Here is a 20,243-nt window from a genome sequence, read left to right as displayed (position 1 = left end):
ATCTTCACTCCCGGTTCAATGTTTAGGACAGTATAAAAGATACTTGTGTTTTTTATATGTCCTAAACAAAGGAAGACCGAAATCCGCTGTTCAATCTTACTTCTTCTTGCTTTTCTTTATGGTGCCATCCTCTTTTATCGCATAGAAGAAGCTGACATCCTCTGCGCCACCTTCCTCGTCTGTCACCTGAAACGTCGCAGCATCGGCAGAACGCTGCACACTTCCGGTGGCGAAGCAGAATACCGCGTGGCCATCATTACCCCAGAACCGGTTCAGCATCCGGAAGTTCCTGCCGTCGATCCCTTTTACCGTGCGCTTGCCATTGGCGTTGTAGAGGCCGTTACAGTCTGAGGCCCAGCTCTCCGGCCCCTGATCGAACAGATACACGAAGCTGGCCCTGTCCAGCTTTTTGGCCGGGCTCCCCCACTGGTACACCGTACCCCGGTCTACTGCCCAGCTTCCATTCTCAGACAGCACCTCGAAGTACTCCGGGTCGGCACCCGGCAGCGGCACCAGAATATAGTCCGGATGTCCGAACGGGGGTTCTGTGCGGTCGAACGTTGCATGAAATACGTGATTCTTATCTTTAGAGAGACCGAGATACCCTGTTGGCAGCAGGCATTGAAACGTAGCAGGATCGGCGCCATTAACCCGGTATCCGTTATAAAAAATGCTCTCGTCATCTTTCCCGTACATTCCATGCAGTGCTTTGAAGGTCTGAGCGTTGGCTGCGGTAACCTTTCTCCATGTATAGTAGACTCCATCCGCATCGCGTCCATAGTGGCCGCTGAGCACTTCAAACGTTGCCGGATCTGCCCCTCTTACCAGATTATAAACCTGGCGCTGCTCCTTCCTGTTCGGTTTCCCGTGCTCCTCACTGTAGAAAACGGCAGATGCAGTCTTGTACCAGTTGCCTTGTATATTTTCAGCACCCTGCTCACTCTTGGCATAATCCGGATGCCACCAGCCGCCCACATCGGGATGGCTTTCCCGGAGCCATTCTATGAGCTCTCCTTTGCTGCTGTTGGCGTACGACAGTGAATTAAACAGATGCAGCACATGATCCTTATCTATACAGTAGTCCATTTTGGCCGCTGCGGTTTCTGTATCGATATCGTCCCAGGTGTGAAAGCGGTCACCGTTCTTGACATACAGGCGTTGCCTGTCCGCTGAAAAATAAGGCGATCCCGGCAACAGCCTGAAGGTGTCAGGGTCTGCCCCCGGAATCGCCTTGTCTTCCAGATAGACATGTGAACGGTCCAGTCCGTAATCATCATCCAATACGCGGAACCCTTCCGTTTCCCGGCTCACCAGCGTCACTTTGCTCTTACGGCCGTCGAACCACCATACTCCTTGAGAGTCCCGCAAATATCCGAACGGCAGCCATCCGCGATTGAAGATATGAATTATCGAAAAACCTTCACTGGTGATTCCGCCCTTAAGCTGCGCAGGTTCTCCTTCATTCTGTTTGAGCAACACCCGGTCCGCTTCAGTAACAAACAGGCTAGACATTTACTATCCTCTCCTCACAGTTTATTTGGTCTATCATATAACAATCCTGCTTCGGAGGAAATTCCTGTGTGATATCGCAGTAATCTAAGGAGTGCGGAAGATGTAGCCTTGTCCCCAGATCGTCTGAATGTATTCGTCCCCTTTCGGGTAACGGGAGAACAGCTTTTTTCGTAATCGCTTAATATGATTATCTACGGTGCGCCGGTCATAGATCTCTTGGTAGGATGATTTCCACACTTCCTTGAGTAAGGCTTCCCGGGAGAAGGCAGTTTCCTGATTGGTTACGAGAAAATAGAGCAGATCATATTCTTTGGGAGTCAGATGAATTTCATTGCGCTGTACAAGCACGCGCCGGGCTGACGGCTGAATTACAATTTCTGCAATCAGGATTTGACTGCCGGAGACCGTTTTGTCGAAATGGTAAGCTTCCTGGGCACGGGCCAAAATACTTTGGATACGTAATACAACTTCCCTCGGACTAAACGGCTTGACGACATAATCGTCAACGCCTGCCTTAAAGCCTTCGAGCAGGTCCTTTTCTTCCGAGCGTCCGGACAGCATCAGGATCGGAATCTCCTGGTGGTTCAGCTTCACATGCTTACAGATCTCTATGCCGCTTATATCGGGTAACAGCCAGTCCAGCACCATCAGATCATATTTTCCGCCGGTCATACAGCAATTCAGAATGGCTTGTTCGCCGCTATCCGCTTCGTCTACAACATAGCCTTCTTTCTCCAGGTATTTCCTCAGCAGCGTGCGGATTCGAGTTTCGTCGTCTACCAGCAGAATTCGTTTATGGGTATTAGTCATGTCTCTGCACCTCCGTTTTGCTTAGGCTTCAGGTCTGCCTATTACTCGCCAACCATTTGCAGCTCGATTTGCTTCATCCGGTAAAAATAGCCCTGTTGTTCCATTAGCTCTGAATAGGAGCCGGCTTCGATTATCCTGCCTTGCTCGATTACTATAATTCTGTCCATACCTTCCAGGCCCGTAAGCCGGTGGCAAATGAACAGTAATGTATCTCCGGCAGACTGTTCGTAGAGACGGGTTAACACTCGTTGTTCCGTTACATAATCCAGCGATGATGTCGGTTCATCCAGCAGCCATAACCGCCCTTTGCGGAGCATGACTCTTGCCAGAGCCAGCCGCTGCTTCTCACCGTCAGACAGGTTCTCTCCTTTCTCGAAGATTGTATCGGTTAATGCCAGATCCGGCAGCTGGGCTTTAGCGAGAACATCCAGTAATGCCTCGTCAGATTGCTCTTCTCCCTTAAGCAGCAGGTTGTCCCTGACGGTTCCGCGGAAAAAGTGACTTTGCTGCAGCACGACATTAGCGGACTCCCAGATGCTTGCCTCATCCAGTACCTGTAAAGAAATACCGTTTAAACGTATGTCACCAGATACAGGCGTGCGAAGTTTAAGCAGCAAATCAATCAGGGTTGATTTGCCGGACCCGCTCGGTCCGACAATCGCTGTTCTGGAGCCAGCCGGGAGCTGTAGTGACAGGTCCGTCAGTGCCGGCCGCCATTCATCTTCATATTGGAACGTAACGCCGGCCAGCTCCACCGAAACAGCCTCTTCAGCTGGCAAAGTGCGGACCGGCTGTACAGGATGATCACCGGCAGTCAATACCGTTTCGGTCAGCCGTCTAGCCGCGTGCTCACTGTCTTGCTTATACGCTGGTAAAGTAGCCATTGCTGCGGCTTCTTCAAAGACAGTCTGTGAGGCCATGACAAGCATAGCTAAGAATACGCCGGCCAGCGCGCCTTCCATAATTAGATACGCACCGAGCGTCAGTACACCCCAGGAGATAAAAAAGGTAACAAAGGTATGCATAGCCTGGCCGCGCAGCAGATGGCCCGCGGCCCGCTGCTGTTCAGCTGTCAATGCTGCAGAAGCAAGCTGGAGCTGCTGTTCTCTCTGTGGTAATTGCCCGTACACCTTCAGATCCCGGAAGCCGTACAATACCTCCGTTACTTCCGCCGACAGCAGAGCCCGCTGCTTACGGACACGGCCGTGTGTCGAACGCTGGCCCAGCAGCACGATGCCCGGTACAACTAATGCTGTTAACAGCATTCCTGCTACAAACAGGCAGGCAATCCAGAACGAAAAGGAAGCACTGAACACCATGGTCGCTAAAAAGACCGTAATAACAATAACCGGAGGATATGCGACGCGCAAAAAATAATTCTGCAGGCTCTCCACATCCCCGACGATCCGTGCAAGCAGATCGCCGCTGCGGTTCTTGTTCAATATCCCGGGCGTTAACGGAATCAGCTTGTCAAAAAAGGCTGTGCGCAGCCGGCTAAGCATGGAGAACGTGGCTCTGTGCGAATAAAGACGTTCCCCGTAACGGCTTGCCGCACGGAGCAGGCCAAGCAGCTTGACCAGCGAGGTAAGGATAATTAAGGTGTAGAGCGGCGGCATAAAGACCGTCTGTGAAATCAGATACCCGCTCGCGGAGAAAAGAGCCACACCGGCTGCGCCGGCAATAAATCCTCCCAGAATCGAAAGGAGAATATCCTTTCGCTCTGATATCATTGCCTTAGACAAAATCGCCAGCTCATTCATACTGACCCTCCCTTTCGCTGAATATCCACCATTTCGGCATATTGAGGTATGCATTCGAGAAGCTCATCGTGGACTCCTGATGCCGCTAATTTCCCATGATCCATAAACACAATATGATCGGCCTGCCGGATCGTATATAGCCGGTGCGCGACTGTAATCATCGTTGCGTTATTGGCTAATGCAGTTATAGAGCTCTGCAGGATTTGTTCGGTCTGCAGATCGAGGCCAACGGTAGGCTCATCAAACAAGATCAAGGCCGGCCGCTTCAAGAAAGCCCGTGCTAAAGCAAGACGCTGCTTCTCTCCGCCCGACAGTCCCCGGCCTCCTTCACCGACAAAGGTATCCAGGCCCTGTTCTAATTGGGCAACAAGCGGTGCTAGTCCCGCATCCTCTGCTGCCTGACTGATTTCATCCCTGGAGATATCACGTCCGGCACCGATTGCGATATTATCAGCAAGCGTTCCTGCAAAAATATAAGGATGCTGTGTAATGTAGCTAACCTGCTCAAACCATGCGTTCTCATCCAATTGTTCAAGCGGGCTTCCGTTCACCCTGACCGTGCCTGAGACCGGCTTCAGCAGTCCGGCAAAGAGATGGAGCAGAGTCGTTTTGCCGGAGCCGCTTTTGCCGACGATAGCAACATTCTCTCCCGGCTTAATAGAAATCGTACCGGCCTTAAGCTCAAACGAACCGGGTGCATAATGGAATTGGATATCATTCAGTTCAATGGACGGAGGTGCCGGGAGCAGCTTGGCAACGGACTTCTGTACCTCAGTAGGCTGTGTCACGGAGCTGTCATTCGTCTCAGCCAGCATGTGCTCAACCTTACGAACCGCTCCCATACTCGTCCGCCCGCTGTGAAAAGCGGTACCCGTATTCTTGAGCAGGTTAAAAAATTCGGGAACGAGCAGCAGAACCAGAAAGGCGGTATGAAACGGCATCGATTTAAATACAAGCAGCTGAATAGCCAGTTCAAGGGCAACGATCCCGATGCTCAGCATCACAATGGATTCCAGCATAAAGGTATTTGTAAAGGCAACCTTCAGAATATCCATTGTGGCGTCACGGTAGCCCAGGCTGCTGCGCTTAATTTGCTGCTGCTGACGGCGGGCCTGTCCGAATATTTTTAATGTCACCAGCCCTTGCAGTGAATCAAGGAATGTAGCAGAGAATTCTGCAAGCTGCGCATACTTTTCTTCGGATTTGTTTTTCGTTTGCAGTCCCACCAGAATCATAAACAGCGGAATGAACGGTGCTGTGAACAGCAGAATGAAGCCTGAATTAGCATGTAAGATAAACGTAACAATCAGAATCAGCACCGGGATGATCGCGGCTTCGACCATCCGCGGCATGTAATGGCTGAAATAGCTGTCAGCCTCGTCGACTGCATCCAGGGCCACACTGACCTTGCCTCCCGTCTGTCCCTGCAGGGTTGAAGGCATGGAAGCACGGGTCAGCTTCTGCAGTACAGCTGAACGCATATTGGCCTTGGCGGAAGCCGCCATAAGCAAGCCTACCCTTCCGTTTCCGTATGACAGCAAAGTGCGGATAGCCATAACGGACAGCAGAAGAGCGAGCAGCAGGGCAACGGATGATAAGGAGGCTTTTTCCACAAAAACCCGCTGGACTGCTTCAGCCAGCAGCCCGGCCTGACTTACAATGGCAATGCCCAGCATAAGCGAAAGGATTGTCAGCATAACAAGTGGTTTGCGTTGCCCTGACATCTGCTCAGCGATCAGGCTTGTTTTCTTCTTCATCTACTTCTTCCCTTTCACATAATCTGCGTCAAAGAGGAACAGCTTGAACACCAAAATCAGGGCAGGAACCAGCATACACATGCCGCCGATGAACACAATGACCAGTGCCAAGCCCATTGCCGGTGAAGTGATGCTGTTCTCGATTGTAATGAACGGGTCGAGAATGTAAGGGTACTGCCCAATCCCATAAGCGAAAAAGGCGCATAAAAATTGCAGCATAATGCTTGTGAAGGCCAATCCGTAACGGCGTCCGCTGTACAACAGCCACATTGCAAGCATGAAGAAAGCAACGGAAAGGGCGAGCAGCCACCATAAATCCATCATGTTTTGAAAATGCCGCTCATTGTGCTGGCCCAAATAGATAAAGGCTGTCAGTGCGGTAATAATGGTCGGGGTGCTCCAGAACAGCGCATAGCTCCGCATAAGCTTCAGTGCGGAATGATCCTCTGCCCGCGAAGCATAAAAGGCCAAAAAGGAGCCGCTGATGAACAACACGGATACAATCGCCAAGCCAACAATGCTCCAGGATAACGGGTTTGTGAACAATGCCCAGTAATCCAGAGAGATGGTCTCCCCCTGCTTGTATATAAAGCCGCCTTCCGACAGAGTGAGTGCTACTGACAATGATGCGGGAATAAGCAGCCCTGAAGCTCCGTACAGGAAAAGATATACGATGTTATTCTTGGAGCCGTAATTCTCAAACGCATAGAATGAGCCGCGGATCGCGATCAGTATAACCGCAATGCTTCCCGGAACAAGCAGCGCTGAGCCGTAGTAATAAGCGGTATCCGGGAAAAAGCCGATAAGTCCAATGTAAAAAAAGACGAAAAATACATTGGTGATCTCCCAGACGGGTGATAAGTAGCGGGAGATCAGACGGTTAATCAGATGATCCTGCTTCGTCAGCCGGGCATAAAAGGCAAAGAAGCCGGCTCCGAAATCTATCGAGGCTACAATTAAATATCCGTATAAAAACAACCAGAGCACGGAAATTCCAATCAGCTCATAACTCATTTTGCGTGCTCACCCTTTACTGTTGTTTTGTCACCGGGATGCTGGTTCCACTTCTCCATCTCGGTTTCTGCCGGATTGTTTTTGAACATGCGCCGCAGCACAAGAACACACACAGTGCCTAACAGGATGTACAGTAACAGGAACACAAAAAACAGGATTCTCACGCTCGGCGATGTCGTAGCCGCTTCTTCTACACGCATGTATCCCCGCAAAATCCAGGGCTGCCGTCCGATTTCAGCGTAAAACCAGCCTAGCTCGACTCCCAAAAAGGCAAGCGGTGCACCTAACGCGATGCTGCGAAGCAGCCATTTATTATGCTCATTGCGCTTTTTCCAGAAGACAAACAGGAAATACAGGAATGAAATGCCTAATAACGTGAAGCCGACACCAGCCATCAGATCAAACAAATAGTGCACCAGAAGCGGCGGCTGCTCGTCCAGTGGGAATTCATTCAGTCCTGTCACTTCAGCATTAAAGTCTCCAAAGGCAAGGAAGCTGAGCAGCTTAGGAATATGGAGTGCGCCCAGAACCTCATGCTCTGCGTTAAGCCACCCTAACAGAATCAGGTCTGCTCCGCTTTCGGTTTCAAAATGCCACTCTGCCGCAGCCAGCTTTTCCGGCTGATGCTCAGCCAAAAATTTCGCGGAGACATCTCCGGCCAATGCGTTCAGCAGTCCGAACACCATAACAACGGCCATCATCAGCTTCAGCGCTTTTTTATGGTATTCCGAGGCGCCCTTCTTAAGGAGTGCAAATGCGGCAATCCCTGCCAGCAGCGCGGCTCCGGTCAGATAGGCTGAGCTTAATACATGGAACACCTTGGAGAACGTCGCCGTATTCAGCATCGCCTGCACCGGATTAACGGCGGTAAATTGTCCTCCTGACATAGCAAAGCCCTCGGGCTGATTCATGAAACCGTTAACTGTCGTGATAAAAACTGCGGACATCCCTGCACCGGCGACAATCGGGATCGTAAGGAGCCAGTGTATGTACGGTTTCTTGAAGCGGTCCCAAGTATAGAGGTAAATACCCAGAAAGATGGCTTCGAAAAAGAAAGCAAATACTTCCATAAATAACGGGAGCGCTATAACATTACCGGCAAGCTTCATGAAATTCGGCCATACCAGGGCCAGCTGTAGTGAAATTGCAGTGCCTGTAACAACACCAACTGCAACAGAAATGACAAACCCGCGGGCCCATCTCTTTGCCATCAGCGTATAGTGTGGATCTTTTTTGCGTATGCCCATGAGTTCAGCGATTGCGATCATTAGCGGAACACCTACGCCAATCGTTGCGAAAATAACGTGGAAGCCTAGTGTCAAGCCTGTCACCAGTCTGCTCCACAGCACTGTATCGATGCCCATAGCGTTAGTGCCTCCTTAATTAAAAGCTTTTGATTAGTTTAAATTATTATATCTTTATCTTTAACTAAAACAGTTCCGGTCACCTCTTTGCCTTTAAACGTTCATGAAAGCATCAACTCTTTTTTACAACTCAGTGAATAACACCGAAACTACCCATTTGAGCTATTGTTTGATTAGCCATAACGTGCTATGGATTTTATTTCGCTTCCCGGGATTCACATCTTTACATGACTATAGGTATTTCATCCATAACTCGCATTAAGCTTGCGGGTAACGGCCGTTTGGACCAGCCAGCTTCAGTATTTCCTCCCGGATGATGTTCATGCCCTCTGCAACCCTCAGGCTCGGCACATTGGAAATATTAAGCCGCAGCATCTTATCCTGCCGGGGGTAATCTTGAGGATAATAGCGTTCGGTTGTGTCTGCCAGGACACCGCGCTTCGTAAGCCGCGGGACCAGTACGCTCACAGGCAGGCGGTCTGGCAGAGGGAGCACCGTGTGTTCTCCTCCGGTACGCGGTGCGCGGGCGAACGGAGCCAGGCCGGCAAATGCATCCAGCTGTTCATGCACCTTACGCATACGCTCGGCGTACCGGCTGCGGATCACTTTGCCGTGGTGGGCAAACATGCCGCTGCGGATATAGATTTCAAGAGCAGCCTGTGATAACAGTGAAGTGTCGATATCGAGCATTCTTTTGTGCGCGCCGAACAAGGGTACGAGTGAATACGGCAGCACAGCAACGCCGAGACGCAGTCCGGGAAAAAGGATTTTGGAGTAGCTCTTCAGATAAATGACCCGGCCTTCCGAATCCGCTGACCAGAGCGGGTCCTGTTTCGAATCGCTTTCCAAATCAGCCAGATAATCATCCTCCACGAGATAGACATCATATTTATGAGCAAGCTGTATCAGCCGTTTCCTGTCATGGGCAGACAGCGAGGTTCCCAGCGGATTATGAAAGCGCGGCATTACATAGAAAAATTTGATGTTGTCCTCCCTGAAGCTGCGTTCCAGTCCGTCCCAATCCAGGCCTTCTGTAGTTCTGTGTACTCCGGCATAAGGCACATGAAGCCCCTTCAAGAGCGGAGGCATGTTGTGATAGCCGGGTAACTCCAGCAATACCTGCTGCTTACCGTTCGGAAAAGGCATCAGCGCCAGCACGGCAAGCGACTGCTGCACACCGGATGTGATAAATAGCTGCTCTTTCTTAGCAAACACCTGATAATCCGCAAATTGTTTGCGGAGCAAGTCGATAAGTGAGGGTAATCCGCGGTCGGTACCGTAGAGAAACAGCTCAGCCTGCTTCTGCTTTATCGCCTGGTCCACACAGTGCCGGAAATCCGCATAGGGGAACACACGCGGATCAGGCGCCGCTGAAGAGAAATCGAGCGGGCCTTCCCACTGCGCCTCCGCCGGCAATCCGCCGGCAGGCACTGCATAATATCCGGACTGTGGAACAGCGTACACCAGATGCCGCTGTTCGAGCCATTCATAGGCACGTAAAACGGTGCTGATACTGCATTCATACTGTTTAGCCAGCATCCGGACAGCCGGGAGCTTAATGCCTTTCATCTCCCGGCTGTTCTGGCTGAGCAGCGCTGTCTGCTCCTGCATCCATTCCTCAAGCGAACGGGCAATGATTTCAAATTTTTTCATGTTGGTTCCTCCTCAACTGTACCGGTACAATTCGTGTTTTTCTAGATTGTAACACGAATTGTCAGCGTGTATATTGAATCCATGTTCACAGACAACAGGATGGAGGAAACATCATGAAACACTTGACAATAAAGACTTATGCTTACGGTGCAGCTCTTTTATACGCCATGATTATCGGTTTATCGTTCATGTTCGCCAAAATGACGGTGGCGATTGCCCATCCTCTGGATGTCCTCGCGCACCGTTTTACTCTTTCACTAATCGTTGTCAGTATCCCCATTGTATTAGGCTTGGTGCGTATCAGGCTGTCAGCAAAGGATATATGGCGGATCCTTCCGCTGGGCCTGCTGTCCCCTGTCCTGTTCTTTGCCTTCCAGACCTTTGGACTTGTCACCTCTAATTCCTCAGAAGCCGGTATTATCCAGGCGCTGGTTCCGGTATTCACGCTGATTCTCGCCTCTATATTTCTGAAGGAACGGACGACATTGGCTCAAAAGCTGTTTATGCTGCTCTCTGTCTCCGGAGTTGTTTTAATTTTTGCGATGAAGGGCGGGCTAGTCTCTTCGTCCTCCATTAGCATCAAAGGCAGCCTGCTGCTTCTGCTCTCTGTCCTCTCCTTCGCCGGTTATGGCGTGCTCGCCCGTCCCTTAACCCGGAAATACAAGCCGCTTGAGCTTACCTGGGTTACGTTAATGACCGGCTGTATTTCCTTTAATACTGCTGCACTCATACGGCATGCTTACAGCGGAACACTGGATGCGTACGTGCAGCCCTTGAGCAATGGAATCTATATCCTGGCACTGGCCTACTTGGCAATTGCATCCACAATGCTCACGACCCTCTTATCCAGCTTTGCGCTAACCCATTTGGAGGCCTCTCAAATGAGCGTATTCAGCAACCTGTCCACACTGGTGTCCATTGCCGGCGGTGCCTGGATTTTGCATGAGCCGGTCAGCGGATATCACATCATTGGAGCTCTGCTCATAATTGCGGGTGTACTTGGAACGAATATAAAGAAGTGAACATAACAAAGACAACAGGTATATTACCTGCTGTCTCTGTTGCGTTCTTATTTCAACCTATTTTCTCAACATACAATTCATTCATAATGTGCTGGACCCGGTAAGCATCTGCAGGTAATTCTGAGTCAATAAATGCCTTCACTTTCTCTTCGGCAAGCCCGTACATCTCCTCAATCTCTTTTGAGAAAAGCTTATGTCCGTCCTTTATCAGCTGTGAGAGAGGCGGCTTCTCTTTGGGCGTAATCTCTTGTGCTGTAATATGCTGCAGAGCCTCTATATAAGTAGCCAGCGGCCTTGCTCCGGCAACCTTTACCCCTTTATTCTCTTCATTCACCATGATCAGGGATGGGAATCCCCGCACTCCCAGACGGGCTGCCAGCTGAAAATCTGCATCCAGCAGCTCCTGTGCGGAATCAAGTGCCGCTTCTTCCACGATATGTCTGCCGTCCAGTCCCAAGCGGTCAACGATGGAGATCAGCACTTTCTCTTCACCGATGTTCAGATTGGACACGAATACCGCCTCCCGCGCGCTTCTCAGATATTCCTCCGCTTTGCCTGGATGCTTATCCTGTATAACTTTGAATACTCTGGAAGGCGGGAATGACGAAAGAATCGGATTGCTGTGCCACAGTGAACCGTCTATAGGCATCCGGGAATGCTCGCCCACTTCTCTCCAGTGCCCGGCAACATCTGCAGGCTTTTGGATACCGTTCCCTCCATCAGAAAAGCCTTTCCAGCTCGGCAGCAGTCCGCCCATAACGGTTGTTACTTCAAAATAATGGCCGTATTCCTGTATAAAGCGGTTCAGAACAGGCTCTAACGCCCAGCAATGGGAACAAATCGGATCGGTAACATAATAGAGCGTTATTTTTTTCTTCATATCATTCAGATCAATCACTTGCATGGTATCCTCACCGGCAACGCCGCAAATACCGGTCTCAAGGTCGCACATCATATTGGAATCACTCATTACTGCATCCGCCCTTCATTTACATTTTAATGAATATGATTTACTATCTTTTCTATAGTATGATTATATTTTGTATAAATTTTTTAACAAGTACTATTATTAATAATACCTAGTATAAAATATATACTATTGGAGGATTTGCAATGAAATATGAGATGAGTATGGACCGGCTCTGTCCGGCAACCTTTGCCTTTCAGGTGATTGGCGGCAAGTGGAATCTGCCCATCCTCGCTTGTTTGAGTGAGGAAGAAAATATACGGTACAACGAACTAAAAAGGAGGCTGAGCGGAATTACTGGTACGACACTGACCAACTGTCTTAAAGACCTCATTGATAACGGAATTGTACACCGGCTGCAATACAATGAAATCCCTCCGCGGGTGGAATACTCCCTTACTCCGTCCGGCCGGGAATTAGTTCCGCTTATTCAGTCAATCGTAGCCTGGGGCGAAAGGAACATCACCGCGCCTGATAAATGAGTCTTAATGTCATAACCCTCTGGATCAGAATGCTATATACTGGAAAGGTATACTATTGTGAGGGGGCTGTATGTATGAGCAAACAAGCTAATTACAGGGCAAATATTATAGGCGGCGGCGAGGCTGGTGTCGCATTAACAGTAGAGATGGATAAGGACGTAATACACCAGACAAACAGCTTATTCTGGGATACAAAAGGAAACGAGGTTTTAGGAGCAACCGCACTTCCCTTATACGGCGCTTTTGTCTCGGAAGAAAATCACCGGCTTCTTGGTGATGTTAGCGGTAAAAAGATTCTGGAGATCGGCTGCGGAAGCGGGCAGTCTCTCCTATATCTCGGAGAACGCCAGGCAGCTGAGCTGTGGGGCACGGATATATCAGAGAACCAGATCGGCAAAACCCGGCAGCTCCTGGAGTCGCATGGTTTGTCAGCAGAATTGATCTGTGCGCCAATGGAGGACAAGTGCGGGCTGCCTGAGGATTATTTTGACATCATTTATTCCGTTTATGCAATTGGCTGGACTACTGATCTTGAGGGGACTTTCGCCCGGATCGCTTCTTATCTGAATAAAGACGGCGTATTCCTCTTCAGCTGGTCCCACCCGATACATAAATGTGTTGGAGCCGAAAAGGACATGCTTGTATTCAAAAAGAGCTATTTCGATGAATCCTGGTATTCTGTCGAGCTTGGCGGCAACACATTATCGTTATCCGACCGCAAAATGTCCACTTACGTAAATGCACTCGCCAAAGCAGGATTTGTAATTGAACAGATGGTTGAGGAATCAGATGATGATTTACTCCAGGCTCAGGGCGGCAGCAGCGATTTTGCCAAAAAAGCAAAAGTACTGCCTGTAACGTTTGTATTGAAGGCAAGAAAGCTGTAACAGTACAATAAAGGCTATGCTTCCGCTTTCGCTGGGAGCATAGCCTTTCTGTTGTTTACCCGTTATAGATCATTTTTCTAAGACAATAATAAAGCCCCATGCTTCAAGCTCAGTGGTTTCTCCTGATGTTATAGGCTGACTGCTGACTAGTTCCAGGCCGTTGCCGTGCGGATAGCTGAAAGAGTGTTTGCCTGCGGAATAGTTGAAATAGTAACGGATCGTCTGTCCGGCCAGATTCTTCCCTGACTTAACAATCAGCGGGAATCGGATTTGCTGATCCTGGCCCCATAGTCCCGCCTCCCTGCAAGCCCGTTCCAATACCTTGCCTGTAACCTCCGGAGTTGTCAGACACCCGATATAAGTGGCAACCCCTTTACCATAGCGGTTCTCCGTTATAGCAGCATATGCCCCCCAGTGCGGATGCTCATACCAGGCCAATACGTTAGCTGTAGTCGGAGTGATTAACTCCATCCATGTGCTGACAGTATTATATTCTTCACCGGCGCCAAACGGATCATCCTTCAGCTTGACTGCACTTGGCGTAACAAACTGGCTGTACTTAATGCCGCACGCGTGTCCGATTATACCTGGCTGGACTGTGTTTCTGACTTGAATATGCTCGTTAGCGAACCCGCTTTTGAAGGTATAGACGACATGTCCCCCATTGTCCACGTAACGGTTCAACCGCTCCAGAAGCTCATCCGATGCTGCATAGAGAGCCGGGACAACAATCAGCTTGTACCGGTCCAAATCGTCTGCCGAACCGGGGTGCACCAGATCACAGCCGATGTTCATCTCATACAGCCGGTCATACAGCAAGCGGACAATATCGTTGTAGTCAGTCTGGCCACCGGGAAGTTTAAACCATTCTAATGAGGTCAGCGCTTCATTGCTTACGAGAATTGCGGCTTCATTCGTAATCTGGAGACCGATTAATTCCGGTGACAGCCGGGCAAAATCCTGACCGATGCTTATTGCTTCCTCATAGGTTGGATTGGTATCCAGATCGTGGCTGAGCAAGCCCTTCCAATAGGTCTCGATCGAATTGTGAATGGAGTGCCAATGCCAGTATTCAACCATATTCGCTCCAGATGCCAGGTGGCTGAATGCCTGCAGCCTTAGCTGTCCCGGGTACGGAGTCCATTCCGGAAAGGCCTGCGCCTGTGTCTCAAGCACGAAGTAGTTGCTCTGCTTAAGCGAACGCGTTAAGTCTCCGCCGAATGAAATTTCCTTACCGGTCAGCTCGTCACGCGAAGGATGGTAAATATCCACTCCGGCAATATCCAGCGGTGCAGCAGCTGCAAAATGATCAACATCCGGCTGTACACCGAAGGAATGACCTTTCCAGGAAAAATCGAAATTGTGGGTGACAAACTGGTTAGCCTGCTTATACTCATTCACAATTGAAACCTGCCAGGCCAGAAAATCAGTTACCAGCTGCCGCTGGAACCTGGCAAATTCTGCACCGAGGCTGCCGTTTATAGTGCCCGCGACGGACGGGAAGTCCTCCCAGCTGTTGATCCGGTTGCTCCAGTAGCTGAGCCCGAATTCATCGTTCAGGCACTCAAGTGTTCCGAACTTGTCTTTGATATATTTTACGAATTTGAGCTGGACATTGTGGCCGCAGGTCCCGTAATGCTTCGTTTCATTATCGACCTGATAGCCGATTACAGCCGGATGCTTACTGACGCGGCTGATTAACCGGCGGATGATCCGCTCCGAATAGAACAGGTATGCAGGACTGGTGATGTCCATAATTTGACGTGCGCCGTAACGGCCGGGTCCGCGGGAGGTTTCAGCAAGCACCTCAGGATGCTCCTTGACCATCCACGTAGGCACGGCATAGGTCGGCGTTCCGATAATGACATGAATTCCAGCCTTGTGCATCGCATCCAGTACCCGGTCTACGCTGGTAAAATCAAATACACCGTTCTGGGGCTCATGTGTGCTCCAGGTGGACTCCGCAATCCGGACCAGGTTAATGCCGGCAGCCTTCATCATCCGGATATCCTCATCCAGCCGTTCATAAGGCATGTACTCATCATAATAAGCTACGCCATACAATAATTCTTGCACATTTAAACGCTCCTTTTATTAATCAAATAACAAATATATTAATATTGGGTTACCATTCCATATTAGATTCAGGCTTGCCTCTCTTCAATAATAAAATCCTGCGATTGTATGATTATCGTGCCATAAGCAGCCGGTTAGCTTTATTGCATACAAAAAATCCCGCAACCGGAAGGATTGCGGGATTTCAGGCTCAAGCTGGAATTAAGCCAGCTCTAAAGCAATTTCCATCATATTAGTGAAGGAGGTCTGGCGTTCTTCGGAGGTTGTCTCCTCAGCCCGGAAAATGTGGTCACTGATCGTCAGGATGCACAGGGCGTTGACACCTGCTTGAGCTGCATTCAAATACAGTGCTGCGGCTTCCATCTCAATACACAAGACGCCCATATCCTTCCACTTAGATGCAGCGGACTTGTCCGCATTATAGAAAGTGTCACTGGTCAGGATGTTACCGATATGAACCTTCTGCCCTTGGGCATCAGCTGTTTTCTTAGCCTTTTCCAACAATTCATAGGAAGCGGTAACGGCATATTGGCCCGGCAGATTGAACTGGGAAGCGTAATTCGAGTTGGTCGAAGCTCCGATCCCAAAGACGATATCATACAGATTCAGGTTGTCCTGTAACGCACCGGCTGAACCGATACGGATTAGATTCTTAACACCGAATACGTTGATTAACTCCCATGAATAAATACCAATGCTCGGAACGCCCATCCCTGTACCCATGACAGAGATTTTCTTGCCTTTATAGGTGCCGGTATATCCGAGCATTCCCCGTACTTCGTTGAACTGTACCGGATTCTCCAGATAGGTTTCAGCAATGAATTTTGCGCGGAGCGGATCTCCAGGCAGCAAAATGGTCTCTGCAATTTCTGCTCCGTTTGGCTTAATATGCGGGGTTTCTTTAAATTGGGATGAACTCATTCATGTACAACTCCTTCAATAATTTCGTTTGATTGCAATCAATGAATTATAGCCAGAACAGCAGCGATTTGCAAATGATTTCATTTCAATGCCGGCGAATCCGGTTCCAGCCGGAAATCGTCACGGTGTACATCCTTGAACTGCGGATCGGCAAACTGTGAGTTCAGGTCATTTCCCGTTCCGCGCTGATAGGCGCTGAAGCCGTTATATTCCCTCTTGTTCCACACCCAGACAGCTTCGTCCGCTTCTTTTCCTGCAAAATAAAGATTGCTATCAACCGTATTATCTATATTACTCGTGTAATCATTGCTAATTAGAACACCGGTATCGCCGGCCACGATGATATTACCGGTAATAATATTATGGTTTAAGTTAGCCTGAAGGTACAGCTGACCATTGCCGCCGCCCAGCAGATCATTCTGATACAGGGTGTTAGATACCACACTGCTGTCACTCGTGCCTCCACGCTCTTCATCATAACCGCCCATGGCAATACCGGTCAGCCGGTTGCGGTAGACAACATTATCCCGGACAGTTATATCACTGGTTAGCCTTCCCTTATGCTCAGATGCAAGCTCAATCCCAATATCATTATCATACAGACGGTTCTGCTCTACCAGGATCGTTCTGCCCCCGTCTATGTAAATTCCCCCTGCGGAGTAGTTGTCATTAGGAAGAGAAGTCCCATAGGACGGATTATTACTGGACGATATCCCATACACCACATTTCCGCTAACCGTTCCGTTTCGAGCCTGATCCACAGCCTGGTCTGCTGCCGTTCCCTCATACCCGATAATGTCGATCCCGATGTTGTCAGTGTCATGAACTCTGTTGTTTGTTATCTCAAAAGAGTCCACGTTGCCGTTCACCACCAGCGCCTCGCTTGAACCGAGCACCAGATCATATACTTCATTGCCGTCAATCTTCAGATTACTGAGTGCTTCATCTGCTTCTGTCCCATAGACGGCAATGCCATGGGCATCTCTGCCGGAAAGCTCCTTGCCTGCTGGCGTTGCTGTATTCGCTATGGAGTGAATCCGGTTATTAAGCAGCGAGATGGATTGTCCTGACCCGTGCACATAAATACCGGCGGGAACTTCGTCTTGTGCCGCCGTTTGGTAGTTGCGGATTTCCAGGTCCTGAATCGTCACATAGCTGGCATGATCGATTTCAGCGAGTCCCTCCAGTCCGTCAACAGACAGACCTTCTCCGTCCAGAACGGCTGTTTCGCCGGGATATCCCGAGAAAACGACAGGTCCGGCTGACTCCGTTCCCCCATTGGTGATATACAGCTTCTGGTGGTATACACCACCGCGAATATAGATGTAACTCCCGGGCACTGCACTGTCGGCAGCCTGCTGAAGCGTCTTCCAAGGGAAATCAATAGTACCGGGGTTACTGTCATCCCCGCCTGCAGCAACATAGTAGACATCTGCCGTCTCCGGTAACGGCTCATTGGGGGCGGACGTACACCCGCTCAAGAGTATTAAGCCGAGCAAAATAGCAGGCCGCAGAGTTTGTAAAGACATTTCGGTATTCCTTTCTGCTTGAAAATTTATCATCAGGTTCATTATCTTCTATTATACAAAAAACCCTTCCACATTCCTCAGGGAAAGTGAAAGGGTTGAAGGGTAAGAGATATACTTCAGGATATCCGGTAGCCTTATTCGGTTAAGGCAGGTTTTGTTTTCAGCACACGCATTGCATTAAGAACCGCAATCACGCTTACACCTACATCCGCGATTACAGCCTCCCACATGGTAGCTATGCCGAAGGCCCCTAACAGCAGGAACATGCCTTTAACAAGCAAGGCGAACAATATATTCTGCCAGACAATGGCACGTGTTCGCTTGGCAATTTGAATGGCGGAGGACAGCTTGGAGGGTTCATCTGTCATAATCACAATATCCGCTGCTTCAATGGCTGCGTCTGAGCCTAGTCCGCCCATAGCGACACCGATGTCTGCTCTGGCCAAAACCGGTGTATCGTTGATGCCGTCGCCGACAAAAATGATCTTTTCTTTAGGTGATTTCGCAGCATCCAGCTTCTCCAGCTCTTCTACCTTGTGCTGCGGCAGCAGCTCGGCATGGACTTCATCAACGCCCAGTCTGCGGCCGATCTCCTCACCCACCGCTTTGTTATCTCCGGTCAGCATGACGACCTTCTTCACCCCAAGCTGCTTGAGTGAACGGATGGCGGCTGCCGAATCCTCTTTTACCTCATCCGCAATTACAATGTAGCCGGCATACTGTTTGTCGATTGCAAGATGCACAAGGGTCCCGATTTCAGACGGATTGGAGAAGGAGATTCCTTCTGCCAGCATCAGCTTGGCGTTGCCTGCAAGAACAGAGTGGCCTTCGAAGGTAACCTGTATGCCGTGACCGGATATTTCGTTGTAATCCGTAATCCGGCGCTCATCCAGCGCAACACCGTAGGCCTCTCTGATCGACTGTGCGATAGGATGTGAGGAGTGAATCTCCGCGTAAGCAGCGTACTGCAGGACATCGTCTTTAGTCCATTCCCCGGCAGTTACGATGGAGTTCACCTTAAAGGAGCCTTTAGTTAATGTGCCCGTTTTGTCAAAAACCACATATTTAACATCATTAAGTCCTTCTAAGTAGTTACTTCCTTTGACAAGCACGCCGTTCTTGGAAGCAGCTCCGATACCGCCGAAGAATCCGAGCGGGATTGATATTACCAAGGCACAAGGGCAGGAGATAACCAGGAAGACCAGTGCGCGGTAGACCCAATCCGCGAAGGTCTCACCGCTGAACAACAGCGGCGGCAGTACAGCCAGAAGCAAAGCAACGATGACAACAACCGGAGTGTAATAACGGGCAAATCGGGTGATGAATTTCTCGGTCTCCGCTTTTTTGCTGCTGGCATTTTCGACCAGATCCAGAATCTTGGCGACTGTAGAGTCTCCAAAGGTTTTGGCTACCTCTATCGTCAGTACTCCGTTTTTGTTGATAAAGCCGCTTAGAACATCATCGCCTGTGGCTACTTCACGCGGCATCGATTCCCCTGTCAGCGCTGAAGTATCCATCGCAGAGCTGCCTTCCAGCACAACCCCATCCAGCGGCACACGTTCACCCGGCCGGACAATAATCAGGTCACCGACACTGACCTCCTCAGGATTAACCCGCTTGATTTCATCACCGGTCTTCACATTGGCATAATCCGGCCGCAGGTCGAGCAAGGAGCTGATGGACTTGCGTGAGCGGTTTACGGCGATGCTCTGGAATAGCTCTCCTACCTGGTAGAACAGCATAACCGCGACACCTTCTGGATATTCACCGATTGCAAATGCGCCTATGGTAGCTATGGACATAAGAAAATGCTCGTCGAATACTTTTCCCCGGATAATATTTCTGAGCGCTCTCAGGACGATGTCTCCGCCTACAATAAGGTAAGACACAAGGAACAGGAGCAGCTCAACTGTCGGGTTGAGATTTAGCAGCATAGCAGCAGCGCCAACGGCAGAGCCGGCAATCAGGCGAATGACCATTGTCCGAACGCCGCCGGCACCGTGATCATGGCTGTGGCCGTGACCGTCGTCCTCGGCATGAGAGTGATCGTGATCATGTTCAGCCTTGCCCTCTCCGTGCTGATGGGCATGATGTGAGTGGCTGCTGCCATAATTATGCTCATGCTGATCTGTGTCACTGTTCTCTTCTTTACCGTGATGACTTGCTACTCTCTGGGCAGGAGGTTTAATTTGGCCGATAAACTTGATATCCGGCTCCAGCGACTTGACCTTTTTCCGGGCGGAATCCATAATTTCTGCTTCACGGGCAGGGTCGAACTCCATCGTTAATGACTGATTCACGTAATTTACAGAGCAGGAAGAAATACCGTCGATCTTCTTTACGCCGTCTTCAATCTTCAGTGCACAGTTGGCACAATCCAATCCTTTTAACAGAACTTTTCGTTTGACTAAGGATGAGCTTGCTTCCATGGCCTTTCACCTCGCGATTATATATGATCAACTGTTCATATGATGGTTTTATTATATTCT

General features: G+C 49.8%; 15 protein-coding genes. 3 read left to right on the top strand and 12 right to left on the bottom strand.

Annotation, left to right across the window (positions count from 1 at the left end; all coding sequences use genetic code 11):
- Window positions 1-96: 96 nt before the first annotated feature.
- The 7 genes from BN3772_RS28790 to BN3772_RS28760 form a co-directional block, all read right to left on the bottom strand.
- On the bottom strand, window positions 97-1,512 hold the full coding sequence (locus tag BN3772_RS28790; RefSeq protein ID WP_042203927.1) for a DKNYY domain-containing protein: 1,416 nt from the start codon (window positions 1,510-1,512) through the stop codon (window positions 97-99).
- 84 nt (window positions 1,513-1,596) lie between these two features.
- Window positions 1,597-2,322 carry a response regulator transcription factor gene (locus BN3772_RS28785; protein WP_042203925.1) on the bottom strand — a complete coding sequence of 242 codons (726 nt, stop codon included), beginning with the start codon at window positions 2,320-2,322 and terminating at the stop codon, window positions 1,597-1,599.
- A gap of 41 nt (window positions 2,323-2,363) precedes the next feature.
- A complete protein-coding gene (cydC, locus tag BN3772_RS28780) occupies window positions 2,364-4,082 on the bottom strand; it encodes a thiol reductant ABC exporter subunit CydC (protein ID WP_042203923.1) in 1,719 nt (572 codons plus the stop codon).
- A complete protein-coding gene (cydD, locus tag BN3772_RS28775) occupies window positions 4,079-5,839 on the bottom strand; it encodes a thiol reductant ABC exporter subunit CydD (RefSeq protein ID WP_042203920.1) in 1,761 nt (586 codons plus the stop codon). Before cydD ends, cydC begins: the two co-directional genes overlap by 4 nt.
- The gene (locus tag BN3772_RS28770) at window positions 5,840-6,853 is read right to left on the bottom strand and encodes a cytochrome d ubiquinol oxidase subunit II (protein WP_042203919.1); all 1,014 of its coding nucleotides are present in this window, start codon (window positions 6,851-6,853) and stop codon (window positions 5,840-5,842) included. It abuts the gene before it with no gap.
- Window positions 6,850-8,217 (bottom strand): cytochrome ubiquinol oxidase subunit I, encoded by a 1,368-nt coding sequence (locus BN3772_RS28765; RefSeq protein WP_042203917.1) that lies wholly within the window; start codon window positions 8,215-8,217, stop codon window positions 6,850-6,852. The genes BN3772_RS28770 and BN3772_RS28765 overlap by 4 nt, the downstream gene beginning before the upstream one ends.
- A gap of 258 nt (window positions 8,218-8,475) precedes the next feature.
- Window positions 8,476-9,870, bottom strand: a complete 1,395-nt coding sequence (locus BN3772_RS28760) for an aminotransferase-like domain-containing protein (protein ID WP_042203916.1) — start codon at window positions 9,868-9,870, stop codon at window positions 8,476-8,478.
- 113 nt (window positions 9,871-9,983) lie between these two features.
- On the opposite strand from BN3772_RS28760, the gene BN3772_RS28755 reads away from it, so the two are divergent.
- Window positions 9,984-10,892: a DMT family transporter gene (locus BN3772_RS28755; protein WP_042203914.1), complete on the top strand. Its 909-nt coding sequence runs from the start codon at window positions 9,984-9,986 to the stop codon at window positions 10,890-10,892.
- Window positions 10,893-10,944: 52 nt separating this feature from the next.
- Here BN3772_RS28755 and BN3772_RS28750 read toward each other — a convergent pair whose 3' ends face one another.
- Window positions 10,945-11,862: a DsbA family protein gene (locus tag BN3772_RS28750; protein ID WP_042203912.1), complete on the bottom strand. Its 918-nt coding sequence runs from the start codon at window positions 11,860-11,862 to the stop codon at window positions 10,945-10,947.
- A gap of 143 nt (window positions 11,863-12,005) precedes the next feature.
- On the opposite strand from BN3772_RS28750, the gene BN3772_RS28745 reads away from it, so the two are divergent.
- On the top strand, window positions 12,006-12,341 hold the full coding sequence (locus BN3772_RS28745) for a winged helix-turn-helix transcriptional regulator (protein WP_042203910.1): 336 nt from the start codon (window positions 12,006-12,008) through the stop codon (window positions 12,339-12,341).
- A 74-nt stretch (window positions 12,342-12,415) separates the two neighbouring features.
- The gene (locus tag BN3772_RS28740; RefSeq protein WP_042203908.1) at window positions 12,416-13,228 is read left to right on the top strand and encodes a class I SAM-dependent methyltransferase; all 813 of its coding nucleotides are present in this window, start codon (window positions 12,416-12,418) and stop codon (window positions 13,226-13,228) included.
- A 69-nt stretch (window positions 13,229-13,297) separates the two neighbouring features.
- On the opposite strand, the gene BN3772_RS28735 is transcribed toward BN3772_RS28740, so the two are convergent.
- The 4 genes from BN3772_RS28735 to BN3772_RS28720 form a co-directional block, all read right to left on the bottom strand.
- On the bottom strand, window positions 13,298-15,304 hold the full coding sequence (locus BN3772_RS28735; protein WP_042203907.1) for a beta-galactosidase: 2,007 nt from the start codon (window positions 15,302-15,304) through the stop codon (window positions 13,298-13,300).
- 201 nt (window positions 15,305-15,505) lie between these two features.
- Entirely contained in the window at window positions 15,506-16,225 is a 720-nt protein-coding gene (deoD, locus tag BN3772_RS28730) for a purine-nucleoside phosphorylase (protein WP_042203906.1), read from the bottom strand.
- Window positions 16,226-16,305: 80 nt separating this feature from the next.
- Window positions 16,306-17,754: a right-handed parallel beta-helix repeat-containing protein gene (locus tag BN3772_RS28725; RefSeq protein ID WP_042203933.1), complete on the bottom strand. Its 1,449-nt coding sequence runs from the start codon at window positions 17,752-17,754 to the stop codon at window positions 16,306-16,308.
- 134 nt (window positions 17,755-17,888) lie between these two features.
- Window positions 17,889-20,183: a heavy metal translocating P-type ATPase gene (locus tag BN3772_RS28720; protein WP_042203905.1), complete on the bottom strand. Its 2,295-nt coding sequence runs from the start codon at window positions 20,181-20,183 to the stop codon at window positions 17,889-17,891.
- Window positions 20,184-20,243: the final 60 nt, after the last annotated feature.

This window comes from Paenibacillus camerounensis, assembly GCF_000723885.1.
In the GTDB taxonomy this organism is placed as follows: domain Bacteria; phylum Bacillota; class Bacilli; order Paenibacillales; family Paenibacillaceae; genus Paenibacillus_AQ; species Paenibacillus_AQ camerounensis.
The sequence above is the reverse complement of the archived record's forward strand: the minus strand, read 5'-3'. Positions and strand labels throughout refer to the sequence as shown.

Excerpts from the sequence above, each read along its gene's own strand:
- BN3772_RS28785 (WP_042203925.1), bottom strand. The coding sequence starts at position 2,322 with ATGACTAATACCCATAAACGAATTCTGCTGGTAGACGACGAAACTCGA.
- BN3772_RS28765 (WP_042203917.1), bottom strand. The coding sequence starts at position 8,217 with ATGGGCATCGATACAGTGCTGTGGAGCAGACTGGTGACAGGCTTGACA.
- BN3772_RS28725 (WP_042203933.1), bottom strand. The coding sequence starts at position 17,754 with ATGTCTTTACAAACTCTGCGGCCTGCTATTTTGCTCGGCTTAATACTC.
- cydD (WP_042203920.1), bottom strand. The coding sequence starts at position 5,839 with ATGAAGAAGAAAACAAGCCTGATCGCTGAGCAGATGTCAGGGCAACGC.
- BN3772_RS28790 (WP_042203927.1), bottom strand. The coding sequence starts at position 1,512 with ATGTCTAGCCTGTTTGTTACTGAAGCGGACCGGGTGTTGCTCAAACAG.
- BN3772_RS28755 (WP_042203914.1), top strand. The coding sequence starts at position 9,984 with ATGAAACACTTGACAATAAAGACTTATGCTTACGGTGCAGCTCTTTTA.
- BN3772_RS28770 (WP_042203919.1), bottom strand. The coding sequence starts at position 6,853 with ATGAGTTATGAGCTGATTGGAATTTCCGTGCTCTGGTTGTTTTTATAC.
- BN3772_RS28720 (WP_042203905.1), bottom strand. The coding sequence starts at position 20,183 with ATGGAAGCAAGCTCATCCTTAGTCAAACGAAAAGTTCTGTTAAAAGGA.
- BN3772_RS28745 (WP_042203910.1), top strand. The coding sequence starts at position 12,006 with ATGAAATATGAGATGAGTATGGACCGGCTCTGTCCGGCAACCTTTGCC.
- deoD (WP_042203906.1), bottom strand. The coding sequence starts at position 16,225 with ATGAGTTCATCCCAATTTAAAGAAACCCCGCATATTAAGCCAAACGGA.
- BN3772_RS28740 (WP_042203908.1), top strand. The coding sequence starts at position 12,416 with ATGAGCAAACAAGCTAATTACAGGGCAAATATTATAGGCGGCGGCGAG.
- cydC (WP_042203923.1), bottom strand. The coding sequence starts at position 4,082 with ATGAATGAGCTGGCGATTTTGTCTAAGGCAATGATATCAGAGCGAAAG.
- BN3772_RS28760 (WP_042203916.1), bottom strand. The coding sequence starts at position 9,870 with ATGAAAAAATTTGAAATCATTGCCCGTTCGCTTGAGGAATGGATGCAG.
- BN3772_RS28750 (WP_042203912.1), bottom strand. The coding sequence starts at position 11,862 with ATGAGTGATTCCAATATGATGTGCGACCTTGAGACCGGTATTTGCGGC.